The 23,764-nt window shown below is 73.9% G+C and carries 20 protein-coding genes and 1 pseudogene; 6 read left to right on the forward strand and 15 right to left on the reverse strand.

The annotated features are described in order from the left end of the window. Positions 1–22: 22 nt before the first annotated feature. The 3 genes from ACIOGZ_RS32425 to ACIOGZ_RS32435 form a co-directional block, all read right to left on the reverse strand. Entirely contained in the window at positions 23–2,326 is a 2,304-nt protein-coding gene (locus tag ACIOGZ_RS32425; protein ID WP_363586375.1) for a condensation domain-containing protein, read from the reverse strand. A gap of 62 nt (positions 2,327–2,388) precedes the next feature. After that, positions 2,389–3,177: an SDR family NAD(P)-dependent oxidoreductase gene (locus ACIOGZ_RS32430; protein WP_363586376.1), complete on the reverse strand. Its 789-nt coding sequence runs from the start codon at positions 3,175–3,177 to the stop codon at positions 2,389–2,391. Between the two features lie 91 nt (positions 3,178–3,268). Continuing rightward, positions 3,269–4,087, reverse strand: coding sequence for an AfsR/SARP family transcriptional regulator (locus ACIOGZ_RS32435; protein WP_363586377.1), 819 nt, complete (start codon positions 4,085–4,087; stop codon positions 3,269–3,271). Positions 4,088–4,373: 286 nt separating this feature from the next. Between ACIOGZ_RS32435 and ACIOGZ_RS32440 the strand changes: the two genes are divergently transcribed. Then, the gene (locus ACIOGZ_RS32440) at positions 4,374–4,901 is read left to right on the forward strand and encodes an NUDIX hydrolase family protein (protein ID WP_350884975.1); all 528 of its coding nucleotides are present in this window, start codon (positions 4,374–4,376) and stop codon (positions 4,899–4,901) included. 66 nt (positions 4,902–4,967) lie between these two features. On the opposite strand, the gene ACIOGZ_RS32445 is transcribed toward ACIOGZ_RS32440, so the two are convergent. The 5 genes from ACIOGZ_RS32445 to ACIOGZ_RS32465 form a co-directional block, all read right to left on the reverse strand. After that, the gene (locus ACIOGZ_RS32445; RefSeq protein WP_363586400.1) at positions 4,968–6,686 is read right to left on the reverse strand and encodes an ABC transporter ATP-binding protein; all 1,719 of its coding nucleotides are present in this window, start codon (positions 6,684–6,686) and stop codon (positions 4,968–4,970) included. 11 nt (positions 6,687–6,697) lie between these two features. Then, positions 6,698–7,687: an ABC transporter permease gene (locus ACIOGZ_RS32450; protein WP_363586378.1), complete on the reverse strand. Its 990-nt coding sequence runs from the start codon at positions 7,685–7,687 to the stop codon at positions 6,698–6,700. After that, a complete protein-coding gene (locus ACIOGZ_RS32455; protein ID WP_363586379.1) occupies positions 7,684–8,757 on the reverse strand; it encodes an ABC transporter permease in 1,074 nt (357 codons plus the stop codon). The genes ACIOGZ_RS32450 and ACIOGZ_RS32455 overlap by 4 nt, the downstream gene beginning before the upstream one ends. A gap of 32 nt (positions 8,758–8,789) precedes the next feature. Continuing rightward, positions 8,790–10,508 (reverse strand): ABC transporter substrate-binding protein, encoded by a 1,719-nt coding sequence (locus ACIOGZ_RS32460; RefSeq protein WP_363586380.1) that lies wholly within the window; start codon positions 10,506–10,508, stop codon positions 8,790–8,792. A 144-nt stretch (positions 10,509–10,652) separates the two neighbouring features. Continuing rightward, positions 10,653–10,745 carry an Ms4533A family Cys-rich leader peptide gene (locus ACIOGZ_RS32465; RefSeq protein ID WP_317620150.1) on the reverse strand — a complete coding sequence of 31 codons (93 nt, stop codon included), beginning with the start codon at positions 10,743–10,745 and terminating at the stop codon, positions 10,653–10,655. A gap of 350 nt (positions 10,746–11,095) precedes the next feature. Between ACIOGZ_RS32465 and ACIOGZ_RS32470 the strand changes: the two genes are divergently transcribed. Next, positions 11,096–12,133 carry a dihydroxyacetone kinase subunit DhaK gene (locus tag ACIOGZ_RS32470; RefSeq protein WP_363586381.1) on the forward strand — a complete coding sequence of 346 codons (1,038 nt, stop codon included), beginning with the start codon at positions 11,096–11,098 and terminating at the stop codon, positions 12,131–12,133. Then, a pseudogene (dhaL, locus tag ACIOGZ_RS32475) lies at positions 12,130–12,774 on the forward strand (dihydroxyacetone kinase subunit DhaL); the annotation flags it as partial. The gene ACIOGZ_RS32470 and the pseudogene dhaL, both read left to right, overlap by 4 nt. A 229-nt stretch (positions 12,775–13,003) precedes the next feature. Here dhaL and ACIOGZ_RS32480 read toward each other — a convergent pair. Both ACIOGZ_RS32480 and ACIOGZ_RS32485 read right to left on the reverse strand, forming a co-directional pair. Next, positions 13,004–13,696 (reverse strand): HAD family phosphatase, encoded by a 693-nt coding sequence (locus ACIOGZ_RS32480; RefSeq protein ID WP_363586382.1) that lies wholly within the window; start codon positions 13,694–13,696, stop codon positions 13,004–13,006. A 250-nt stretch (positions 13,697–13,946) separates the two neighbouring features. Next, positions 13,947–14,888, reverse strand: a complete 942-nt coding sequence (locus ACIOGZ_RS32485; RefSeq protein ID WP_400988658.1) for a ScbA/BarX family gamma-butyrolactone biosynthesis protein — start codon at positions 14,886–14,888, stop codon at positions 13,947–13,949. A 114-nt stretch (positions 14,889–15,002) separates the two neighbouring features. Between ACIOGZ_RS32485 and ACIOGZ_RS32490 the strand changes: the two genes are divergently transcribed. Further along, positions 15,003–15,662 carry a ScbR family autoregulator-binding transcription factor gene (locus ACIOGZ_RS32490; RefSeq protein WP_363586384.1) on the forward strand — a complete coding sequence of 220 codons (660 nt, stop codon included), beginning with the start codon at positions 15,003–15,005 and terminating at the stop codon, positions 15,660–15,662. Positions 15,663–15,775: 113 nt separating this feature from the next. Further along, entirely contained in the window at positions 15,776–16,513 is a 738-nt protein-coding gene (locus ACIOGZ_RS32495; RefSeq protein ID WP_363586385.1) for an MgtC/SapB family protein, read from the forward strand. Positions 16,514–16,538: 25 nt separating this feature from the next. On the opposite strand, the gene ACIOGZ_RS32500 is transcribed toward ACIOGZ_RS32495, so the two are convergent. From ACIOGZ_RS32500 to gcvPA, 5 genes are all read right to left on the reverse strand, one after another. Further along, a complete protein-coding gene (locus ACIOGZ_RS32500; RefSeq protein ID WP_363586386.1) occupies positions 16,539–17,192 on the reverse strand; it encodes a GntR family transcriptional regulator in 654 nt (217 codons plus the stop codon). A 49-nt stretch (positions 17,193–17,241) separates the two neighbouring features. Beyond that, entirely contained in the window at positions 17,242–17,988 is a 747-nt protein-coding gene (locus ACIOGZ_RS32505; protein WP_363586387.1) for a glucose 1-dehydrogenase, read from the reverse strand. Between the two features lie 91 nt (positions 17,989–18,079). Continuing rightward, the gene (locus tag ACIOGZ_RS32510) at positions 18,080–19,219 is read right to left on the reverse strand and encodes an NAD(+)/NADH kinase (RefSeq protein WP_363586388.1); all 1,140 of its coding nucleotides are present in this window, start codon (positions 19,217–19,219) and stop codon (positions 18,080–18,082) included. Positions 19,220–19,302: 83 nt separating this feature from the next. Next, positions 19,303–20,901 (reverse strand): aminomethyl-transferring glycine dehydrogenase subunit GcvPB, encoded by a 1,599-nt coding sequence (gene gcvPB / locus ACIOGZ_RS32515; RefSeq protein WP_363586389.1) that lies wholly within the window; start codon positions 20,899–20,901, stop codon positions 19,303–19,305. Beyond that, positions 20,898–22,256 (reverse strand): aminomethyl-transferring glycine dehydrogenase subunit GcvPA, encoded by a 1,359-nt coding sequence (gene gcvPA / locus ACIOGZ_RS32520; protein ID WP_400988660.1) that lies wholly within the window; start codon positions 22,254–22,256, stop codon positions 20,898–20,900. The genes gcvPB and gcvPA overlap by 4 nt, the downstream gene beginning before the upstream one ends. Positions 22,257–22,352: 96 nt before the next feature. On the opposite strand from gcvPA, the gene ACIOGZ_RS32525 reads away from it, so the two are divergent. Continuing rightward, complete coding sequence (locus tag ACIOGZ_RS32525; RefSeq protein ID WP_363586391.1) at positions 22,353–23,759, forward strand: sugar ABC transporter substrate-binding protein; 1,407 nt, start codon at positions 22,353–22,355, stop codon at positions 23,757–23,759. The last annotated feature ends 5 nt before the right edge of the window (positions 23,760–23,764 follow it).

Genomic DNA, 23,764 nt, shown 5'->3' on the forward strand with positions numbered 1-23,764 from the left:
ACGATCGGGCGTCGGGCGCGGATCACGGCGGGGGCGTGCCGCCGAGGAGGGGGGCCAGGGCGAACAGGTCGGACGGGGCGGCGTCGTCGGGGAGCAGGACGACCAGCGGGGGGCGGGCCGGCGGGCCGAGCCGGGCGACCTCGTAGGCGGTGACGCCGCTGCCGGGCGCGGCGACCAGGGCGACCGGGGCCGGGGACTCCAGCAGCGGGGCGAGGACCGGGCGGTAGGCGGCCGGTGAGGGCGGGCCGGCGGCCGGGCGGAGCACGCCGAGCGCCTGCGGCCCCGGCCAGCCGCGCGCGGTGCCGGGGTAGCGGGTGTGCGGGGCGTCGGGCGGGGGCAGCAGCAGCACCCAGCCCGCGCCCGGGCGGGCGGCCCGGCGCAGCACCTCCAGCCGGACGGCCGGGCCGTCCGTCGGCGCGTCCGAGGCCGGCGGGTGGTCGGCGGGCCCGCCGGGTCGGGGAGCGGGGTGTCCGGCGAGGGTGGAGCGCAGCACCTCCGTGGTGCTGAGGCCGCTCGGCAGGTCGGGGAAGGTGCGCAGCAGGTGGGCGCTCTGGCTGAGGAGTTCGACGGCGTCCCGGTCGGCCAGCAGGGCGCGGTCGTGGGTGGTGGTGAGGACGAGTCCGCCGGTGGCGTCGTAGTGGGCGGCGAGGGTGATCGGGTACGAGGTGAAGGTGCCGGCCGGTACGGGGTTCTCCACGTGGATGCCGTGCGCGGCCAGGTCGGTCTCCAGCCGCAGGTGGTGCGGGGCGGTCGGCTGGTGTTCCAGGACGACCAGGCTGTGCGGCCGCTGCCCGCGCGGGGTGGCGCTCCAGCGGTGGGCCTGTCCGGGCGAGACCCACTCGTAGGCGGCGAGGTCGAGCACGCCGTCGCGCAGGGCCGCGAGCAGTTGCGGCACCGTCGTGCCCGGGTGCACCCGGACGGAGATCGGCAGCGGGTTGCGCAGCGCGCCGGGCAGCCGGTCGATGCCGTCCAGCGGGATGCCCCGTCCGGAGACCGTCACCGCGAAGCCGACCCGCACCGCCCGGGCCGGTCGGTGCTCGCGGGACTGCGCCGCGCGGTAGAGCAGCAGTGCCCAGGCGGCCTGGAGGGCGCTGCTCTCGCCCGCCCCCCAGGCGGCCGCCCAGCCGCGCAGCCGGACCGCCTCGTACGGGGTGAGCCGGCGCCGGGCGCGTCCGCTGCCGCGCCGGGTCGGGTCGGGGGCGAGCGGGAGGACGGCGCCGGCGGCGGTCCGGGTGGCCCAGAACTGCCGGGCGGCGTCGCTTCCCTGGGCGTCGAGCCAGCGGGCGTGGTCGCGGACGTCGGGGCGGCGCTCGCCGCCGGGCAGGACGCCGCCGGTCAGGTAGGCGCGGTAGAAGGCCTGGAGGAGCAGCCGCACGCTCCAGCCGTCGAGCATCGCGTGGTGGTAGGTGAGCAGGACCCGGGTGGCCGGCCCCTCGTCCTGGTCCTGCGGGCCGGAGTCGAGCAGGGTGGCGCGCAGCAGGGCGGGTCGGCGCAGGTCGAAGCCGCGGTGCCGGTCGGCTTCCAGCAGGTCGTCCCAGCCGACCGCGCCGTGCGGGTGCCGGGTGACTTCGGGGACGGCCCGTTCGTGCAGCACCATCCAGGGGTCGCCGGCGGTGTCGTCCCAGTCGAAGGCGGCGCGCAGCACCGTCTCGTGGTCGAACACGGACTGCCAGGCGGCGGTGAACCGGTCGGTGTCCAGCGGCCCGTGCCAGTTCCAGGACAGCTGTTCGACGTGCCGCCCGCCGTGGTCGGCGCGCCCGATGACCTGGCGCAGCATCTCCCGTTGCAGCGCGCTGGTCGGCACCGTGACGGGCTCCGGCGGGTGCGCCAGCGCCTCCCGCAGCCGCTCCACGAGTTCGGCGGCGCGCGCGGACGGTCCGGCGGCGATGCCGACGAACAGGCGCCGGAGGCCGTCCCGGCGGTCCTCGACCAGGACGGCGCGCAGCCGCGCTCCGGCGGCGAGGGCGCGTCCGAGGTCGGCCAGGACCCGGTCGAGCCCGTCGGGGCCGTCCACCGTGCGCTCCCAGAGCGCGTCCGCCCGGTCCTGGGGCGTGGGACTGGCCCCGTCGACGGCGCGCAGGGCGGCGCGCAGCACGTCGGCCTCGTAGGCCTGTTGCAGCTCGACCAGCAGGAACTCCGGGGGCCGGCCGGCCCCGCGTGGCTGCGGCGGACGCCACCGGCGGGTGGCGGTGCGGGCCAGCGCGGCGTTGACCGCCCCGGTGTCGAGCCGTCTTGGCGGACGGGCGGCGGGCAGGCAGGGCTCGGGCGACGGGGCGCCGGCCACCAGCAGGGTGACGGGTGCGCTGGAGAAGTGACGGTTCGTCATCGCTGATCAGCGGGCACCGGAGCCCGGTTCCTTCCCGTGGGCCGGCCAGGGTTGCGCCGGGGTTACTGGGTGGCGAGGCCGCCGCAGACGTTCAGCGCCTGGGCGGTGATGCTGGCGGCGGTCGGGGAGGTGAGGTAGCCGGCCAGCGAGGCGACCTCCTCCGGGGTGGTGTAGCGGCCGAGCGGGATGTGCGTCTGGAAGTGCTGGTGGATGGTCTCGGGGGTGGTGTTGTAGGCGGTGGCGTACTCGTGGTGGATCCGGGTGGTGTGCGGGGTGTGCACGTAGCCCGGGCAGATGGCGTTGACGGTGGTGCCGGTCGGGGCCAGTTCCTTGGCGAGTGCCCGGGTGAAGCCGATCACGGCGTGCTTGCTCGCGGTGTACGGGGCGCCGAGGGTGACGGCCTGCTTCCCGGCGGTGGAGGCGATGTTGATGATCCGCGGGTGCGCGGTGCCGGTGAGGTGGCCGTGCTTGAGGGTCTCCCGGGTGACCAGGAAGACGGCGTTCAGGTTGGTGTCGATGACGTCGTACCAGAGGTCGTCCGTGGTGGTGGCGATCGGCCCGCCGCCGGTGCGGCCGGCGTTGTTGACCAGCACGGTGATCGGGCCGTGCTCGGCCACCACGTGCCGGATCAGCGCGCTGACCTGGGTGGGGTCGCGCACGTCGCAGGTGGTGCCGTCGGCCTGGTGGCCCTCGCCGCGCAGGGTGGCCAGCGCGTCGGTGATGTGCGGGCCGGTGCGGGCGCAGATGAAGAGGCGGTGGCCGCGGCTGCCGAGCTCGCGGGCGATGGCGAGGCCGATCCCGCGGGTGCCGCCGGTGATCAGGGCGAGGGGTTGCTCGGGTGCGGTGGTCATGGCGGGTCCTGGGGGTGAGGGCGGGCTGGGAGCTCGGGCCGGTGGTGGGTGGTCGGTGGTCGGGGGTCGGTGGGGTGGTCGGGGCGGGAGCTCAGGCCGGGTAGAGGTTGTAGGTGGTCGGGTGGGCCGTGGTCGGGGTGTTGAGGGTGGGGTCGAGGGTGAGGATCGCGTGGTGCAGGTGTTGCAGGTGCGGGGAGGGCTGGATGCCGAGCTCGGTGGTGAGGCGGTGCCGCAGGTGGTGGTAGGTGGCGAGGGCGGTGGTCTGCCGGCCGGCCCGGTAGAGCGCGACCATGGCCTGGGCGTGCAGGCCCTCGTGGTGCGGGTGCTGGTGGGTGAGGTGGGTGAGTTCGGGGATGAGCTCGTTGTGCCGGCCGAGCCGCAGGTCGGTGTCGATGCGGCGTTCCAGGGTGATCAGGCGGCTCTCCTCCAGGCGCATGATCTCGATGGCGAGGATCGGCCCGGGCCGCACGTCGACCAGGGCCGGGCCGTGCCAGAGCGCGAGGGCCTGCCGGAAGTGGGTGGCGGCCTGGTGGTCGTGGCCGTGGTTGAAGGCGTGCTGCCCCTGGGTGGTGAGCAGGCTGTAGGTGTGGACGTCGAGGTTGTCCGGGTGGGTGGTGAGCTGGTAGCCGCCGTGCCGGGTGGTCAGGATGTCCTTGGCGGTGATGTGCGGGGTCGGCCCGAGGCCGTGGGTGATCCGGCGGCGCAGTTGCAGGATGTACGTCTGCATGGTGGTGAGCGCCTGTCTGGGCGGGTCGTCGCCCCAGATCTCCTCGATCAGGGTGGCGGTGGGCAGGATGCGGTTCGGGTAGAGCGCGAGGAGGGCCAGGATCTGGCGCTGCTTGGCGGCGGTGGGGACGACGGAGATGCCGTTGAGGTCGGCGGTGAGGGGGCCGAGGACCTTGAGGTGCATGGCGGTTCTCCTCTCGGGCGCGGGGCGTCCGCTCGGGTGGGCGTCATTCGGCTGCTTGTTCGGGTCGACGGAATGGTGGGGCGGACGCGTCGCACCCTAGTTGGGCCGAGGGGTGGGGGCCGGATTCCTCAAGTGCCCGTCGAGCGCGGTTCCGGGCGCTCTGGTGGGGCGCCTCCGGGCGGAGCGGTGCGGCGGGCCGGTGCGGCGGGCCGGCGCTCGACGGTGTGACGGGCGGGGCGCCCGGCGCGGACGGGGCCCGGGAACGTACGATCGGCGAATGGCTGACATGACGGAAACCACGCCAGGCTGGCTCGCCCCCGAGGAACTAGAGACCACCCGCGCCAAGATGCCGATCCTGTACGTCGAGGCCGTGCCGGTCCGCGTCGACGACGCCGGCGAGGTCACCCAGATCGGCCTCCTGCTGCGGATCGGACCGGACGGGACGGTCAGCCGCACGCTGGTCTCCGGCCGGGTGCTGCACCACGAGCGGATCCGCGACGCCCTGCTGCGCCATCTGGAGAAGGACCTCGGCCCGGTGGCGCTGCCCCGGATCCCGGCCTCGCTGCAACCGTTCACGGTCGCCGAGTACTTCCCGACCCTGGGGATCACCGAGTTCCACGACCCGCGTCAGCACGCGGTGTCGCTGGCGTACGTCGTGCCGGTGGCCGGCGACTGCCGGCCGCGCCAGGACGCGCTCGACCTGGTCTGGTTCAGCCCGCAGGAGGCCGCCTCCCCGCTGGTGCAGCAGGACATGCCCGGCGGTCAGGGGGCGCTGCTCAAACGGGCCCTGGCGCACGTCGGCTGCCTGAGCTGAGCACTCCGGCCGGGGCCCGCACCTCACCGGATGCGGGCCCCGGCCGGGAGCCGGTCAGGGAGCCGGTCAGGCTCCGGCGGATGCCAGGCGCGCGTTGCGCCGGGCGGTCGCCTCGACCGGGTCCAGCACCGGCACGGCCGCCAGCAGGCCCTTGGTGTACGCGTGCTGGGGGGAGTCGTACACGGCGTCGGCGTCGCCCTGCTCCACGATCCGCCCGGCCTGCATCACCGCGACCCGGTCGCTCACCTGCCGGACCACGGCGAGGTCGTGGGCGATGAAGACCAGCGCGAGGCCGAGGTCGCGCTGCAACTCGCCGAGCAACGCGACCACCTGGGCCTGGGTGGTGACGTCCAGTGCGGAGACCGGCTCGTCGCAGACGATCAGTCGCGGCTGCGGGGCGAGCGCCCGCGCGATGCCGACCCGCTGGCGCTGTCCGCCGGAGAACTCGTGCGGATAGCGGTGGTACCAGTCGGCGTCGAGGCCCACCCGTTCGAGGAGCTCGCCGACCCGGGCGCGGATGCGGCGCTCGTCGCTCCCACCGGCGATGCGCAGCGGGTCGGCGATGGACTCCCCGATGCTGCGGCGCGGGTTGAGCGAGGACACCGGGTCCTGGAAGACCATCTGCAACTCCCTCCGGAGTGGGCGCAGTTCGTTCTCCCCGAGCGCTCCGATGTCCCGGCCGCGGTAGTGGAGCCGGCCGCCGGTCGGCTCCAGCAGCCGGACCAGCATCCGCCCGAGTGTGGTCTTGCCGGAGCCGGACTCGCCGACGATGCCCAGCGTCTCGCCCGCGTGCACGGTGAGCGAGACGCCGTCCACGGCGGCCACGGGGGCCGCGCGCCGGGTGAGGCCGCCGCGGGTGGCGAACTCACGGCGCAGGTCGGTGGCTTCGAGCAGGACGTCGCCGTCGGTGCGCCCGGCGGCTCCGTCGGCGGCGGTGCCCGCGGCAGGCCCGGCAGAACCGGCAGGCCCGGCGGGCCCGGTCGGTGCGCCCGGAGCGTCGACCCGGGGCACCGCCGACAGCAGCGCGCGGGTGTACGGCTCGCGCGGCGCGCCCAGCACCTCGGTGACCGGGCCGTGTTCCACCGCCCGGCCGTCCTTCATCACCAGCACCCGGTCGACGCTCCCGGCGACCACCCCCAGATCGTGGGTGACCAGGACCAGCCCGGCCCCGGTCTCGGCCCGCAACTCGTGCAGCAGGTCGAGGATCTGGGCCTGGACGGTGACGTCCAGCGCGGTCGTGGGCTCGTCGGCGACCAGCAGCCGCGGCTCGCAGGCCAGGGCCATCGCGATCAGCACCCGCTGGCGCATGCCGCCGCTGAACTCGTGCGGGCGCGACCGCGAGCGCCGTCCCGGGTCGGGGATGCCGACGCGGCCGAGCACCTCGACGGCGCGGGCCCTGGCGGCCCGGCGGGAGACGGCCCGGTGGACCCGTACGACCTCGGCGATCTGGTCGCCCACGGCGTAGTACGGGTCGAGGGCGGAGAGCGGGTCCTGGAACACCATGGCCGCCAACCCGCCGCGCAGCCGCCGCAGTTCGTCGCCCTCGGCGGTGACGGCGTCGATGCCGGCGACCCGGACGGAGCCGCCGACCCGGGCGCCGGTGCCGCGGTGCAGGCCGAGCAGTCCGTAGGCGACGGTGCTCTTGCCCGACCCGGACTCGCCGACGATGCCGAGCGCCTGCCCGGCCTCCAGGGTGAAGCCCACGCCGTCGACGGCGCGTACGTGCCCGTCGCCGACCGGGAAGTCGACGACGAGATCCCGGACGTCGACCAGGGGAGGAGCCAGGGGTTCGGCGCTCACGTCAGGACCACCCTTCGATCGGTCACCGCGTAGAGCACGTCCGCGACGACGTTGGCGAGGACCACGGCGAACCCGGTGACGAGGGTGAGGCCGACGACGGTCGGCAGGTCGATCAGGCTGACCGAGCTGACCAGCAGCTTGCCGAGCCCCGGGAGCCCGAACAGCGACTCCGTCAGCACGGCGGAGCCGAACATCGTCCCGAGGTCCATGGCGGTGAGCGCGATCACCGGGGTGAGCGCGCCGCGCAGCGCGTGCCTAGTCACCAGGCGCCGCTCGCTGACGCCGTACGCCCGGAAGGTCCGGATGTGGTCGTCGGCGAGGGTCTCCAGCATGGACGAGCGGGTCAGCCGGGCGTACTTGGCGGACTCGATGAGCGCGAGCGAGACCCAGGGCAGCAGCAGGCCCCAGAACCACTGCTGCGGGTCCTCGGTGAGCGGTACGTAGCTCGGGAACGGCAGCCACTGGAGCTGGGCGCACAGGACGATGAGCAGCACCAGGCCGATGACGAAGACCGGGATGGAGTTGCCGGCCAGCGTCAGCGCGGTCAGCAGCCGCTCGCTGAGCCGGCCCCGGCGCAGCGCGGAGAGCAGCCCGGTGCCGACCCCGAGGGCCAGCCAGAGCACCATCGCGCCGAGTGCCAGCGAGGCCGTCACCGGGAGCCGGGCGGCGATCATGTCGGTGACCTGCTCGCCGCTGCGGTAGGAGACGCCCAGGCACGGCGCCGGGCAGTGCAGCAGGCCCGTCCCGGCGCTGAAGTCGCGGCCGACGACGACGCCCTGGAGGAAGTGGGCGTACTGGAGGTAGACCGGTGCGTCGAGGCCGAGGCGTTCGCGTACCTGGAGGACCTGGGCGGGGCTGCACTTCTCGCCGCAGGCCAGCTGGGCGGGGTCGCCGGGGGCGATGTAGAAGACCGCGTAGACGATCAGCGAGATGGCGAGCAGGACGCCGACCATGCCGATGGCCCTGCGGAGCAGGAAGCGGGTCATGCGGTGGCCTCCTCGGTGGCGGCCGACGGGCCGGGGCGGGCGGGGTCCGGCGTGCCGCTGCCCGGCGATGCGGTGCCCGACGGTCCGCTGCCCGACGAGCCGGCGCCGCGCGCCGTTCCGACCCGCAGCCGGGAGGCCGCGCGGGGGTCGAGCTCGGTGCGGACGGCGTCGCCGAGCACGGTGAAGGCGAGCACCGTGGCGAACAGCAACGCGGACGGGAGCAGCACGTACATCGGGTCGGCGCGGAACCAGGTGGTCGCGCCGGAGAGCATCTGGCCCCACGACGAGGTCGGCGGCTTGACGCCCACGCCGAGGAAGGACAGCCCGGCCTCGGCGATCACGTTGGACGGCAGCAGCACCGCGGCGTAGGTGATGACCGGCGCGGCCAGGGACGGCAGCAGCTCCCGGCGGGCGATCCGCCAGCGGGTGGCGCCGGCGAGCCGGGCCGCGGCCACGTAGTCGAGCTGGCGGAGGCTGAGCGTCTGCGCCCGGACCAGCCGGGCGGTGCCGGCCCAGCCGAGCAGCCCGATGACCAGGGTCAGCAGGAGCGGGCGGGGGAAGTCGGAGGGCACGACCGCCATCAGCGAGATGGCGAAGACCAGCGAGGGCAGCGCGAGCATCACCTCGGTGGTGTTGCCGATCAGCTGGTCGAGCAGCCGGCTGCCGAGGCCCGCGGCGAGGCCGAGCAGGACGCCGATGGCGACCTGGACGAGGGTGGCGCCGACGGCGACGAGCAGCGAGATCCGGGCGCCGTGGACCAGTCGGGCGAACACGTCGCGCCCGGTGCCGGGTTCGACGCCGAGCCAGTGCTCGGCGCTGACGCCGCCGAAGGAGCCGGTGGGCACCCCGCCGGCCGCCGAGTCGAGCAGGTCGTTGTGGTAGCTGGTGGGGTCCTGGCCCTCGATCGCGCTGAGCAGCGGTGCCGCTGCCGCGATCAGGGCGAGCAGGGCGATGACGAGGCCGGCGGCGAGGACGGCGCGCCGCGCGAGCAGCCGCCGCCACACCGTCCGGCCCCCGGCGGCCGGGGAGGCCGCGAGGGCCTTCCCGGCCTGGGGTTCCTGTGGAGCCATGGTTGTTCGACCGATCCGTCCGATCCCGTCCGCTACTTGACCGCGACCTGGGAGATGTCGAGCACGCCGGTCCAGTCGCTGATGACGATGTTGCGGACGTCCTTGCCCGACAGCCGCTTGTAGACGGGGTGGAACAGCGGGACGGTCAGGGCCTGGTCGCCGATCCGCTTGTCCAGGGCGCCCCAGCGCTTGGCCGCCTCGGCGTGGTCGGTGATCTTGTTGATCTGGTCGATCTCGTCGTTCACCGACGGGTCGTCCAGCTGCGCGGAGTTGAAGTTGTAGCCGTCGGTGACGATCTGCCGGCCGTCGAAGATCGGCGCGAGGAACGGGCCGCCGGAGGGCCAGTCGGCGCCCCAGCCGGAGAGGAAGAGGCCGGGTTCGGTGCTGACGGTGTGGATCGTCTTGGAGTACCTGGTGGAGTCCAGGGCGTCGAGCTGGACGGTGATCCCGGCCGCCTTCAGGCCGTCCTGGACGGCGGTGGCCAGGTTCGGGCCGTAGCCCTTGCCCGATTCGGTGGAGTGGGTGAGCGTGATGGTCAGGCCGTCCGGGTAGCCGGCCTCCTTCAGCAGCTCCCTGGCCTTCTCCGGGTTGCCGGTGGCGCCGGCCGGGAACGGGTCGTAGGGCGTGTACCCGAAGGTCTCCTGGGCGGGCAGGTAGGTGGTGGCGGCCTCGGCGAGCGAGGAGCCGCCGGCGGCGTTGACGACCGAGGTGCGGTTGAGCGCGTAGGCGACGGCCTGCCGGACCTTGGGGTTGTCGAAGGGCTTGACCTTGGGGTTGAACGCCAGGTAGTTGACGTAGCCGAAGTGGCCGGTGCCGACGCGGGCGGCGAGCGCCTTGTCGTCCTTCACCTGGGCGAGCTCGGAGGGGCCGAGGTTGGTGTCGGTGGTGACGGCGGCCGCGTCGGCGCCGGTGCCGGCGGAGAGCCGCTGGTTGATCACCGCCGGGTCGAGCCCGGACTGCACGTCGACGGTGTCCGGGTACGCCTTGCGCTGGTCGTCGTTGGCCGCGGACCAGTTGGGGTTGCGCTTGAGGACGAGGTGTGCGCCGTCGTTCTCGTTCTTGACGACCTGGTAGGGGCCGGAGGAGACGGGGTGCTCCTGGTACTTCGTCCCGGTGTCCTTGGCCTTCGGGACGGGGGCGAACTGCGTCTGGGTGGCCAGGTAGGGGAAGTCGCCCTCGGGCTTGTTGAGGCGGAAGGTGATGGTCTTCTCGTCCGGCGTCTCGATCGCGTCCAGACCGCGGCCGTCCTTGTACGGGCCCTGGTAGTCGGCGGCGCCGACCAGCCAGTCCCTCAGGAATGGCGCCCCGCCGGAGAGTTCGGGGGCGAATGACCTTTCGATGCCGTACTTGATATCGGCGGTGGTGATCGCCGAGCCGTCCTCGTACTTCAGGCCGTCCTTGAGGTGGTACGTCCACACCGTCGCGCCCTCCGAGGGGGTGCCGGTGTCGGTGGCGAGGTCGGGGACGACCTTGGTGCCGGCCGCGCCGTCGGCCCGGTTGCGGGTGGTGAGGGTGCGGAAGACCAGGGAGGGCACGTTGCCGCCGCCGGAGGTGTAGAGCCGTGCGGGGTCGAACTGGTCCTGCGGGTTCTGGTTGAGGACGGTGAGGGTGCCGCCCTGCTGCGGCGCGGCGTCCTTGCCGGTGCTTCCACCGCCGTCGCCCTTCGGTCCGCACGCCGCCACTCCGACGGCCAGGGCGACGGTGACGGTCGCCGCGGCGAGGCGGCGGGGGGTGAAGGTGGTTCGAGACATCGGAAAGGGGGCCTTTCGCTACCGATGGTGTACGGAGGAAGGCGGGCGACAGTGAGGCCGTGAGGAGAGTGAGCGGCACCGCGCCCGCAGGAAGGGGCGACGTCCCGGGGCGGCGATCACCGCTACGCGTCGGGACAGGCGGATTCAGCGACAGAGATTGTCGGAAACGCAGTGCGCGGCCACGCCGATCAGCGCCAGCTCAATGGCGGCGCACTCGATCGGGTGACGGTCAGACATGCCGAGAAGACTGTATGACTTTAAGCGGAATGTCAAAACTCCGGATAGCATCCGGCCGCCACGGGAACGCCGGGAACGGATTACGGCCCGGGCGCCGGGAGATCGTGCGGAAGCGGGGGGAAACCGGGGCCCGTGCCCGCCGGACCGGCGGGCGCGACATCACCCGAGTGGGTGCCGCGACCCTTCGGGGCGCCGGCGCCCCGAAGGCCCGGAACCGCCCGCCGGGCGGCCGTTCCGGGCCCTCGCGCACTTCCGTCTGCGGGTTGCCGCGCGCGGGCGCCTGCCCAAGCATGGGTGAACGTGATCGGCGATCGCGCGCAGCGCGGCCGCCCTACCGAGCGGAGCCGGACGTGGCCCCTTACCTCGAAACCGATCAGGACGCCCTGGTGGCGAGCGCACTCGCCGGATTCGCCCGGGCCCACCCATCGCTCGTCGTCCACGACCCCGACCTCGGATTCGTCCGCACCCGTGACCGGGCCCCCGGGCGCCGGGTCGGACTGCTCTCCGGTGGCGGCTCCGGGCACGAGCCCCTGCACGTCGGATTCGTCGGCCGGGGCATGCTCGACGCCGCCTGCCCGGGCCGGATCTTCGCCTCACCGCACAACCGGCAGATCTTCGAGGCCTCGCGCGCGGTCGCCGGCGAGGACGGCGTCCTGCACATCGTGAAGAACTACACCGGCGACCGGATCAACTTCGGCATCGCGGCCGAACGGCTGCACCGCCAGGGCATACCGTGCGCCAGGGTCCTGGTGGACGACGACCTCGCCTCCGAGTCCGAGTCCGTCGCCGCCGGCCGGCGCGGGACGGCGGCCACCGTCCTGGTGCAGAAGATCCTCGGAGCGGCCGCCGACCTCGGGCTCGGACTGGCGGAACTCTCCCTGCTGGGAGCCGAGTTGGCCGGGCGCTGCCGCAGCATCGCGGTGGCCGGCGCCGCACACACCTCCCCGGCCACCGGCCGGCCGGCCTTCGAGGTGTCGGACCGGACGGTCGAGTTCGGCGTCGGCATCCACGGCGAACGGGCCGAACTCTCCCTGGAGTGCGAACCGCTGGCCGTCCTGGTGGGCCGGATGGCGCTGCGCCTGCTGGAGGCGCTGCGCCCGGCCCGCGCCCCCCTGGTCGCGCTGGTCAACGGGCTGGGCGCGACCACCGGCCTGGAGCTGTACGCGGTCCTGTACGAACTGGCCGCCGTCCTGGACGCCGGCGGGCGCCGCCTGGCGCGCAGCCTGGTCGGCGACTACGTCACCGCCCTCGACATGCGGGGGTTCTCGATCACCCTGCTCGCCGCCGACGAACAGACGCTCGCGCTGCTCGACGCCCCCGCGTACACGGCGGCCTGGCCGGTCGCGCAATCGGCGCCGGCCCCCGGTCACCAGGAGGTCAGGAGATGACGGGCACGAAGGCCTTCGACGGCCTCTTCACGGCGGGCTGGATGCGGCGGTTCGCCGAGACCGTCGCGGTCACCGAGGAGGAGCTCACCCGGCTCGACCAGGCCGCCGGGGACGGCGACTTCGGCGTCAACCTGCTCACCGGCGTGCGGTGCGCCCTGGCCGCGCTGGACCGGCTGCCACCGGGGCGCCAGGCCGCGGCGGTACCGCTGGGCGCGGCGGCGGGCGCGTTCCTGGACGAGGTCGGCGGGACGAGCGGGCCGCTGTTCGGCCTGGTGCTCCAGGAGCTGGCGGCGGCCGTCGGCACCGGCCCGCTGACCGGCCCGGCCCTGGCCCGGGGAGCGACGGCGGCGCTGGAGGCCGTCCAGCGGGTGGGGGAGGCGCGGCCGGGTGACAAGACGCTCGTCGACGCCCTGCACCCGGCCGCACTGGCCCTGCGCGGCTGCACTCCCGATGCCCGCCCGGACGACTGCCTCGCGGCGGCCGCCGCCGCCGCCGCGGCGGGCGTCCGCCGGACCAGGGCCCTGCGGGCCCGCCGCGGCCGGGCCAGCTATCTCGGCGAACGGGCCTCGGGAGTGCCCGACCCGGGCGCCGTGGGCATCGCGCTGCTGTTCGCCTCGGCGCACGCGGTGCCGCGGACGCTGGACGGCGTGCTGCGCGAGGACAGCGCTGCTGACCACGCGTCCACCGGCAGCGCGTCCACCGACACCGCGCCGACCGACACCGCGTCCACCGACACCGCGTTCGGCGGGCCCGATCCGCTGTGCGGCCCCGAGCCGGCCCCCGCCGGACCGTGACCGCCTGGCCGGGTCCCCACCCGGCTTGCGCTCCGCCGGGCGCTGCTCCGCCGGGCGCTGCTCGGCCGGGGGCTGCTCAGCTGGTGAGGGCGAGAGCGCTCCGGCGCCGGACCCAGTCGAGCAGTCCCGGCTCGCCCAGGGTGGCGACCCACAGGTCGACCGCGTCCCGCGCCTCGGCCGACGGGTGCGGTCCGACACCGATCACCCGCAGCCCCGCCAGGACGGCCGAGCGGATGCCGCAGAAGGTGTCCTCCACGGCGAGGCAGTCGGTGGGCTCGGCGCCGCAGAGCCGGGCGGCGGTCAGGTAGACGTCCGGCGCCGGCTTGGGCCCGATCCCCTCGGCCGGGACCACGATGTGCTCGAAGTGTTCGAGCAGTCCGGCGCCGCCGAGTCCGGCCTCGATCACGTCGCGCGGGCAGTTGCTGGCGACCGCCAGCGGGACGAACCCGCTGAGCCGGCCGACCAGTTCGGCCGCGCCCGGCATCGGGACCGGGTCGGCGTCGACGAGCGCCCGGAAGCTCGCCAGCAGCCGGTCGGTCAGCTCCGGCGCCAGCGAGGGGTCGCCGGCGGTCTCGGCCATCAGCCGCCCGCAGTCCGAGTAGTGCAGCCCGGCCGCGCGCGCCGTGAACTCCGGTCCGGCCGTGAGTCCGTAGCCCCGCAGCACCTCCGCACGGGCCTCGTGCCAGTGCGACTCGGTGTCCATCAGCGTGCCGTCGCAGTCGAAGACGACGGCTGCAGGGGTCCAGTCGTTGATTCTCTCCACGGTCATGCCTACGCCCTTCAGGTGGGATTGGCTCTGTGGGATTCGCCGGGGTGCGCGTCGGGACGAGGGGGGGCGGCCACGGCCTGGGGCCGTCGCCGCTTGCCGACCTGTCCGGGGCCGGAATCTGGAGCGCGGCAAAACGACGCGCATCGGCGTCCGGGCCGGAGAAAACGACCCGGAACATAACGATCGCAACGTTACGATCGATATGTTTCGCGGTCAAACTTGGCGGCCCTAGATTTGCCGGGTCTTTACTTCAATAGCCCAACGACCCCACGGCGGTGATATGACCGTTCTGACGAATATGAAAAACACACAAATGCTCGTACTCGGTGATGCCGACTTCCGGGAGGGGGGCGAACTCGGTGAACCGCACGGCCTTCATCCGGTAGTCGACGGGGTGCGACAGCCGCCCCGCGCTCCGCAGTGCCGTGGCCTGCCGGGCCGCCTCCAGCAGCACCATGCCGGGCATGTGGTCGGACGGGTGGTCGAAGAAGAACGGGTGCGCCGGATCGGCCGGGCAGATCAGGAGGGGGCCATCCGCCCACGAACGACCGGCCGCGCGCGTCACCAGCACGTCGGAGGGCAGGGCGACGCCGACCTCCGCCGGTGACGGGGGGGCGGGGGGCGGGCCGGAGTCCGCGGGGTCCCCGGCCAGCGCGGTGCCGCGCAGGGCCGGGTAGGCGGGCCGTTCGACGAAGCGCGTGCCGCCCTCGATCCGGGCGAACACCACTCCCCGCGCGGAGCAGTCGACCCGCAGCCGCATGCCGGTGGGCCGGTGGTTTCCGGCCGAGGTCCGCAGGTCGTGCACCAGGGCCCGGCAGAGGACCGCCGCCGGGCCGTCGCCGCGCGGCTCGGCCGCCGGGTCGACCCGGCAGGACACGTCGGTGATCAGCAGGTGCGTGTCGGCCGGTACGCCGTAGTGGCGCAGCGGCAGGTAGATGCCCAGCTGGCGGGCGGTCTCCACGGCGATCAGCGGGTCGTGCCGCTCCCCGCGTCCGCGCGGGAAGGTGGGGTGGGAACGGGGCCACTGGGCCGCCGCCTCGAAGCGGTCGCCGCCTCGGGCCCGGACGTCGGTCAGCAGCACCTCCGCCACGGCGGCGCGGTGGACCAGTTCACGGGGGACCGTGCGGGACCAGCTGAGCGGTCGGGCAGGATGCCGGGCCGCCGAGGAGGGGAGGAAATCCAGCATCTTCATATTTACAGAAAATATCAATCCCCTTGGTTTCGCATGTCGTCAGTTGGCGATCCGGCCCGCGGATCACTACAGTGCGTGCGAAAAGCCGAGGTGATCTTGAAAAGGCAGAGGCGCGTGCAGAATCGGGCGGAGACGACACGGAGGTCAGTCCTCGAATCAGCTGCGCGATTGTTCGACGAACGCGGGTACGCGGGCACCAGCATCAGCGACATCAGCGCGGCCTCCGGCAGGACGAGCGGGGCCATCTACTTCCACTACACCAGCAAGGAGAACCTGGCCCGCGCCGTGATCGAAGCGCACTTCGCCACCTGGCCGGAGCTCGTCGCGCGCCACACCCGCACGCCGGTGCCGGCGCTGGAGCAACTCGTCCGGCTGAGCTTCGCGGTGGCGCGGGCCTTCCGCGACGACGTCGTGGTCAGGGCCGGCGCCCGGCTCTGGTCCGAGCGCGCGGCCATCGACGCCGACCTCCCGGTGCCGTTCGTGGGGTGGATCGACACCGTCCGCGTCCTGCTCGAACGGGCGGGCAGCGAGGGCGAGCTCGCCGCCCGGGTCGACCCGTCGACCGCGGCCCACGGCGTGATCTGCGCGTTCTTCGGGCTGCACACCGTCTCCGACGCGATCGACGGACGGCGCACCATCGAGGAGCGCCTGTGCGACCTGTGGGAACTGCTGCTGCCGGGCCTCCAGAAGAATCCCGACCCGGCCGCCCTGCTCGCCTCGGTCCGGCCCAGGCCGTCCGTGCGCGCCGACGGGTGGGGACTCGCCGGGAATTGACGCGGAATCGACCCCCGGCCTGCCGGGAGGAGGCCACGCCGCCGGGCACCGGGCCCTAGCATGAATCACCACGTCCGGGGCCGGCGGTGCGGCGGAGAAGAGGCGTCAGGGCTATGGCAGCGGTTCAATGGGCGGCCGGGCCGTCCGGTCAGGGGTCGGTCCAGGTACTGGAGTTCCTGTTCGCCTTCCTGCTCTCCGGCCTGATCGGGGTCGAGCGGCAGATCCGCCAGAAGTCCGCGGGCCTGCGGACGTACACGACGGTGGGCAGCGGCGCGGCGCTGTTCACCCTGGTGAGCAAGTACGGTTTCGCCGACGTGGTGCGCGCGGGCACCGTCGAGCTGGACCCGTCCCGGATGGCCGCGCAGATCGTGTCGGGGCTGGGCTTCATCGGCGCCGGGGTGATCTTCGTGCACCGGGGCTGGGTGCAGGGCCTGACGACGGCGGCCACGATCTGGCTCACCGCGGCGGTGGGCTCCGCCGCGGCCGCGGGTCTGCCGCTGCTCGCGGCGCTGACCGTCGCGGCGTACTTCCTCGCGTCCTACGCGATCAGGCCGTTGCTCAACCGCCTGCCCGCGCTGCACCGGCCGCCGGTCTCGTACCGCATCGTCTACCGTCCGGGCAGGGGGGTGCTGCGGGACGTGCTGGACCAGTGCACCCGGGCCGGCTTCGCCGTCTTCGAGCTGCGCACGCTGTCCGGCACGGACGGGGAGCTCCCCGGCGAGGTCTCCGAGAAGCCCGTCGAGGTCGCCCTGTCGGTGCAGGGGCAGGGCGACGCAGGCGGGCTCACCGCGCAGATCGCGGCCGTGGCCGGAGTGCTGACCTGCGTCCGCGGCCGGTCCGACGAGGAGTGACGTCCCGGCCGCGGGGGAGGGCGCGTCAGCGGGCGCCGAGGGCCGGCAGGCGCTCCATGATCCGTTCCATGCCGCTGGTCCAGTTCGCCTCCAGGGCGGCGACGGCCTGCTCCACGTCGTCGTCGAGGAGGCACTGGGCGATCCGCTCGTGCTCCTCGGCGGCGCGTTCGAGGATCTCGTGGTCGCCGACGACCACCCGCTCGTAGCGGTGGAGGGTGAGTTTGAGCGAGTCGATCAGCTCGCGCAGCCGGGTGTTGGAGCAGCCGGAGAGCAACAGCGCGTGCCAGGCGTCGTCGTAGCGCTCTATGGTGCCGTGCGGGGCCTGGGGCGCGGAGAAGGCGCGGGCCTCCGCCAGCAGCCGGGGCGCGATGGCCGAGAGGTACGCGCGGTCGGAGGTCCGCAGCGCCAGCGACTCCAGGGCGATCAGGATGGCCGTGAGGTCGAGGAACTCCTGCCGGCCGGTGGGTGCGAAGCGAAAGCCCTTGCCGCGCTCGCTGGTGATGATGCCTTCGCGCTCCAGACTGATCAGCGCCTCGCGCAACGGGGTGCGGCTGACGCCCAGTTCCTCCGCGAGGTGGACCTCGTTGATCGACTCGCCGGGGGTGAACCGGCCGTGGCCCAGCCGCTCCAGGAGTTCGTCCTTCACCTGTTCGCGCAGCGGACGCCGCTCGATCGCCATCGGGCTTTCCCTTCTTCCTCGGTCCGTAGCGTACCGGCCGGGCGACTGGTCAGGCGGTCCCGGCGCCGTCCACGGCGATGATCGCGCCGCTGACGAACGTGGAGGCGTCACTGGCGAGGAAGGCGACCGTCTGGGCGATGTCCCGAGGCTGGCCGATGCGGCCGAGCGGTCGGTCGGCGGCGTCGGCGTAGAAGGCGTCCGGGCTCTCGCCGAGCTGGCGGGCCTCCTCGGCGAGCATACCGGTGTTGGTGTCGCCGGGGCACACGCAGTTGACGCGGATGTTGTCGGGGCCGTGGTCGATGGCCATGGCCCGGGTCATGTTGACGACGGCGCCCTTGGAGGCGCAGTAGGAGACGGCCCGGCCGCCGCCCCGGATGCCCCAGCCGGAGCCGGTGTTGATGATGCTGCCGCCACCGTTCGCGGCCATCAGCGGCACGACCAGCCCGCTGAGCAGCATGACGGAGCGGACGTTGACGGCCATCACCAGGTCCCAGTCGTCGTCGGCGATGTCGCAGACGGTGGACCGGCGGATGATCCCGGCGTTGTTGAACAGCACGTCGACGCCGCCGTGCAGGTCGACGGCGGTGCGTACGGCCCGTTCGCAGTCGGCGCGTTGGGAGACGTCGCAGCGGACGAAGGTGCCGCCGGTCTCCTTGGCGGCCCGTTCGCCGCGGTCGGCGTCGAGGTCGGCGAGGACGACGGCCGCGCCGAGTTCGGCCAGCAGCGCGGCGGTGGCCCGGCCGATGCCGGAGGCGGCGCCGGTGACGATGGCGCGCTTGCCGTGGAGGTCGATCACTGGGGGCTCCTCTTCAGGGGGTCTCAGGAGGTCTCAGGGGGGCGGGTCTCAGGAGGTCCGGCCGGCCCGGCTGGTCAGATGGTCGGGCCGGTCAGGCGGTCAGGCGGTAGACGGCGCTGGCGTGGCGGCCGGTGATCACCCGGACGTGCCCGGACAGGGCATCGTCCAGCTCCGGGTCACCGGTGTCCAGCAGCAGCGGGCGGCCCGCGAGGGCGGCGAGCTTCGCCTCGGTGGCGAGGACGAGCAGCCGCTCGCGGCCGGTGGCGCGCAGCAGTTCGGGGGTGAACTGCTGGTTGCCGCGGCCGAGCAGGAAGCCCTGGCCGCCGATCGGCGAGAGCGCGATCCACGGGGTGGCGGGCAGGGCCAGCAGCTGGTCGGCCCGGGCATCGCGGATCACGACCCGGGCGCCGCCGCCCGGTTGGAGGCGGAGCACGTCCACGCCGGTCAGACAGGCGTCCGCCGCGCCGAGCGCGGTGGCGACGGCGTGCGTCGTGCCGCCCGGGCCGAGGGCGAGCAGCCCGCCGGGGCCGACGCGTTCGGCGACCTCGGCGGCGATGCCGCCCAGCGCCTCGGGGTCGGCGGCGGAACTGCCGGTCTTGCGCTGCTGGACCCGGGCGGGCAGGACCGGGACGGTCAGCCACCCGTGCAGGCGGGCGGACACCCGGCCCTCCCGTAGCGCCGCCTCGTCGCGGTCCACGACCTCGGCGGACGCCAGCCGGACGCCGCCGCCCACCCAGGCCGCGGCCACCTCGGCGGCGGCGCGGGGGTGGACGGCGAAGACCGCGGAGTGCATCTTGACCCCGGCCGGGATGCCGAGGACGGGCGGTCCTGGCTCCGCACCGAGCGGGCCGAGCGATCCGAGCGATCCGAGCGCGTCGAGGACGTCGCGGGCCGTGCCGTCGCCGCCGCAGAACAGCAGCAGGCCGGCGCCGGCCGCGACGAGGGCGCGGACGGCCGCGCGGGTGTCCGCCGCCGTGGTGCCCGGGCCGGTGGGCCGGTGGACCACCGTCGCGTCGAGGCCGGCCGCCCGCGCCGCGTCCGCACCCATCGGCCCGGCCGCCGTGAGCAAGGCCGAGTGCGGTGCGAGCAGGGCGAACTGGCGGAGCATCAGCTCCGTGCGGGAGGTCGCGGCCGGCCGGGCGCCGAGGGTGCGGGCCCGCTGCTGGACCTCGGCGCCGTCGCTGCCCTTGAGGCCGACCCGGCCGCCGAGTCCGGCGACCGGGTTGACCACGAGCCCGACGGTGGGGCCGGTCGCCGGGTTCCCGCCCGCCGGGCGGACGGCGGGAGTCGGACGACCGGCCCCGGGGCCCGCCGTCACGGCCGCTCGCCGAGGACCTTGCGGCGGTAGGCGCGCCAGCTGACGGCCCAGACCGCCGGGTCGTCCAGCGGTTCGTGCCGGATGCGGTGCACGGTGGAGTTGTGCGGGGCCGTGCGGACGGTCTCCGGGTCCTCGTAGGCCTCGCGGGCGACCTCGGCGAGGATCGCGGCGTACTCGTCGAGGTCGGCGCGGGAGTAGGACTCGGTCGGCTCCAGCGTCATCGGCTCGGGGACGACGTACGGGTGGTGGCTGGTCCAGTAGTGGGTGCCGAAGTCGGCGGCGCGGTACCCGAGGTCCTCGCTGTGCAGGCCGGTGTCCTCGTTGAGCTGCTGCCAGCTGTAGCGGACCTGCTCGACGCGCGGGCGCCCCTTGGCGTAGGGCACGGAGACGCCGCGGATCCGCTGGACCTGGTGCATCAGGTAGTTGTTGTTGAGCACGGCGGTCTCGGCGGCCTCGCGCAGCCCCGCGGCGCCCATCGACATGATCCAGGCGTAGGCGCGGACCAGGTTCGGGACGACGCCCAGGTAGGGGCGGATCTTGCCGATGGACTCCGGCCGGTCGTGGTCCAGGATGTACCGCTCGCCGTCGAACTCGACGGTGGGGCTGGGCAGGTGGGGCGCGAGCTCGGCGGTGACGCCGCAGGCGCCGGCGGCGGGGCCGCCGCAGGCGTGCGGGGTGGAGAAGGTCTTGTGCAGGTTGAAGTGGCACAGGTCGAAGCCGGCCTCGCGGGCCCGGGTGATGCCGAGGACGCCGTTGGCGTTGGCCTGGTCGTAGGCGCACAGGCCGCCGGCGGCGTGCACGATGCGGACGAACTCGGCGATCCGGGGGTTGTAGATCCCGGTGTCCTCGGGGTTGGTGATGAGCAGCGCGGCGGTGCGCGGGCCGACGGCGGCGCGCAGCGCCTCGATGTCGGGGTAGCCGTCCGCGTCCGGGTGCAGGGTGATCACCTTGAAGCCGGCGGTCTTGGCGCAGGCGGCGTTGGAGGGGTGCGAGAAGGCGGTGGTGATGACCTCGTCGCGCTGCTCCGCCTCGCCGCGGGCGGCGAAGTGGGCGCGGATGACGGAGACGTTGGTCCAGATCGCGGCGGAGCCGGCGCCGGGTTGCAGCGAGACCCGGTCCATGCCGGAGACCTCCTTGAGCAACTGCTCAAGCCGGTGGACGAGTTCGAGCACCCCTTGGACGGTCGAGGGGTCCTGGGCCGGGTGCAGGGCGGCGATGCGCGGGTCGCGGACGAAGGCGTCGTTGACCTTGGGGCTGTACTTCATGGTGCAGGTGCCCTGGCCGACGTCGACGTTGAGGTCGGCGCCGAGGTTCTCCTGGGAGAGCCGCAGGTAGTGGCGGAGCACCTGCTGCTGGCCGAGTTCGGGCAGCGCGGCCGGGGTGGTGCGGCGCAGCGCGGCGGGCAGGCGGTCGGCGGGGCTGCCGACGGCGGCGGTGACGCCGGGTCCGGGGGTCGGCGGCAGGACGCCGCGCTCGCCGGGCGCGCCCAGTTCGAAGATCAGCTTCTCGTCCCAGCGGGCCTGGTGGAAGCGGCGCAGAGCGGGCTTGGGGGCGATCCGCGGGTCGGTCCCGCCGCTGTTCTGACGATCCGTCACTTGACGATCTCCTCAAGGGCGGTGGCGAGGCGGTCGATGTCGGCCTGGGTGTGGAGCTCGGTCACGCAGTAGCGGCCCTCGTGTTCCCCGGCCGGGGTGCCGGCGTGCAGGCCGCGGGCGAGCAGCGCGGCGGCGACCTCGGCGGCGGTGCGCCCGCCGGTGTAGCGGAGGGTGAAGTCGGCGAAGTGGACGGCCTCGGGGTCGGCGAGTTCCACGCCGGGGGCCTGGGCGAGGCGCCGGCGGGCGTAGGCGGTGTTGGCGAGGATGGTCTCGCCGATCTCGCGCATGCCGTGCGGCCCCATCAGCGAGAGGTAGACCCCGGCGGCGATGCCGTGCAGGGCGGCGGCGGTGCCGACCCACTCCTTGCCCTCCTCGCGCAGGGCGAAGGAGGTGCGCTCGTAGGCGACGTCGCCGAAGCCGTACTCGCCCGGCACGTCGGTGGGGGTGAGGCCGAAGAGGCGGCTGGGGTACTCGGCCACCAGGCGTTCGTCGTCGGCGCTGGCGATGAAGCCCGCGTTGCCGCCGCCGAAGCTGGGGTGGATGCCGAGCGGCTGGAGGTCGCCGCAGGTGAGGTCGGCGCCGAAGGAGGCGGGCGGGGCGAGCGCGCCGAGGCTCAGCGGGTTGGCGCCGATGACGGCCAGCGCGCCTGCCTGGTGGGCGAGTTCGACGTACTGCGGCAGTTCGGGGTCGACCCGGCCGCAGTGGTCGGTCAGTTCGGCGAAGACGGCGGCGGCGTCGCCGGCGGCGAGGGCGGCGCGGACGGCCCCGGGCTCGGCCGGGACGAGCACGAGGTCGTGGACGCCGCGCACGTAGTCGCGGATCCGGGAGAGCTTGTCCGGGTCGAGGTCGCCGACCAGCAGGAGGCGGCGGCGCCCGGTGGCCCGGCCGGCCATCCGCAGTGCGGTCGCGGCGGCCTGGAAGCCGTCGTAGGTCGGCACGTTGACGACGTCGACGGCCAGCAGTTCGGCCATCAGCGACTGGTACTCCCACAGGGCCTGGAACCGGCCGTGGTCCTCGTACGGCTCACCGGCGTAGGCGGTGAGGAACTCGCTGCGGTTGACGACCTCGTCGACCACGGCGGGCACGTGGTGGCGGTAGCAGCTGGCGCCGAGGAAGCTGCGGCCGGGCGGGACGGCGGCGTTGCGGGCGAGCAACTCCTCCATGTGAGCGACCAGTTGCGCCTCGGAGCCGAGCGGCTCGGGCAGTCGCAGCGGGCGGTCCAGGCGGAGCTCGGCGGGGATGTCGGCGTAGAACTCCTCGACGCTGTGCGCGCCGATCGCCGCCAGCATGGCCTTCTTCACGTCGGGGGCGGAGTTGGGGATGTACGGGTGGGTCCGGGGGGCGCGTGCGGTCATCCTGGCACCTTCCGCGATTTCGGTCACAGGCCTTGACGGCACTGTGTGTGCTGAGTTCTGTATACAGCATTCGGCATTCACTCTTCAGGAGGCAAGATGTCGGGAGGAAAGAACTCAACCGGCACCCGGCACAGACGCCTTGACGCTCCGGCGGGCAGCCGGGCCGGATCCGGACCGGGCCCCACCCGGCGCCGGGTCCTCGGCGCCGGGCTCGCGGGCGGCGCGCTGCTGCTGACCGGGGCGACAGGCTGCGCCACCGGCGGCGCCGGCGCCCCGGACGCCAAACGGCTGGACGCGAGTTCGGGCGGCAAGGTCGCCGGGAAGATCACCATCTGGTCCTGGGACGTCGCCGCCAAGGCCATGCAACGGCTCGGCAAGGCCTTCGAACAGGCCCACCCCGGCACCACCGTCGACGTCGTCGACATCGGCTACGACAACGCCTACGACAAGATCACCGTCGGGCTCGGAGCCGGCAGCGGACTCCCCGACGTACTGACCGTCGAGGGCCACAGGATGCCCACCTACATCGGCAACTTCCCCCACGCGCTGGTGGACCTGACCAGCCGGGCCGGCGGCCTCGCGAAGGACTTCGCACCGTCCGCCTGGCGCACCGTCACCGACGTGGGCGGCCGCGTCCTCGCACTGCCCTGGGACAGCGGCCCATGCGCCCTCTTCTACCGCCGCGACCACTTCCAGCAGGCCGGAATCGACCCCGCCACCCTCACCACCTGGGACGACTACCTCGCCGCCGGCACCACCCTCAAGGACCGCACCGGCAAGAAACTGCTCATCCTGGACGCCAAGCAGGACAGCATGTTCGCCCTGCTGCTCCAACAGCAGGGCCAGGGCTGGTTCGTCGACGGCAAGGTCGCCGTCGCCTCACCCGCCGCCGAACGGGCGCTCACCCTGATGAAGCAACTGGTCGACCGGGGCCTGGTCGACTTCGAGAACGGCTGGGACGGCCTGGTCTCCGGCACCCACGACGGCAAGGCCGCCACCACCCCCACCGCCGCCTGGTGGGACGGCACCCTCACCGGCGACATGGCCGACCTGAACGGCAGGTTCGGCGTCGTCCCCCTGCCCGCGTTCGACCCCGGCGGCTGCCGCACCTCCAACAGCGGCGGCTCCACCCTCTGCGTCACCGCCCAGAGCAAGAACCCCGAACTGGCCTGGGAATTCCTCTCCTTCCTGCTCGCCGACCGGGCCAACCAGGCCTCGATGATGGAGCACGAAGGCCTCTTCCCCGCCTACCTCCCGGCCCTGGACGACCCGTACTTCCAGCAGCCGGACCCGTACTACGCGAACCAGCCCGCCATGCGGCTCCTCGCCGACCTCGCCCGGTCCATCCCCACCGTCGAGAGCACCGCCGACGACTCCAAGGCCGGCGACATCGTCAACACCGCCGTCAACCAGGTGCTGCACAACGGAGCCGACCCCGGCACCGCGCTGCGCTCCGCCGCCCGCCAGATCGCCACCGCGACCAGTCGCCAGCCGGCCCCGTAGGGACA

Source organism: Kitasatospora sp. NPDC088160 (assembly GCF_044741445.1).
Taxonomy (GTDB): Bacteria; Actinomycetota; Actinomycetes; order Streptomycetales; family Streptomycetaceae; genus Kitasatospora.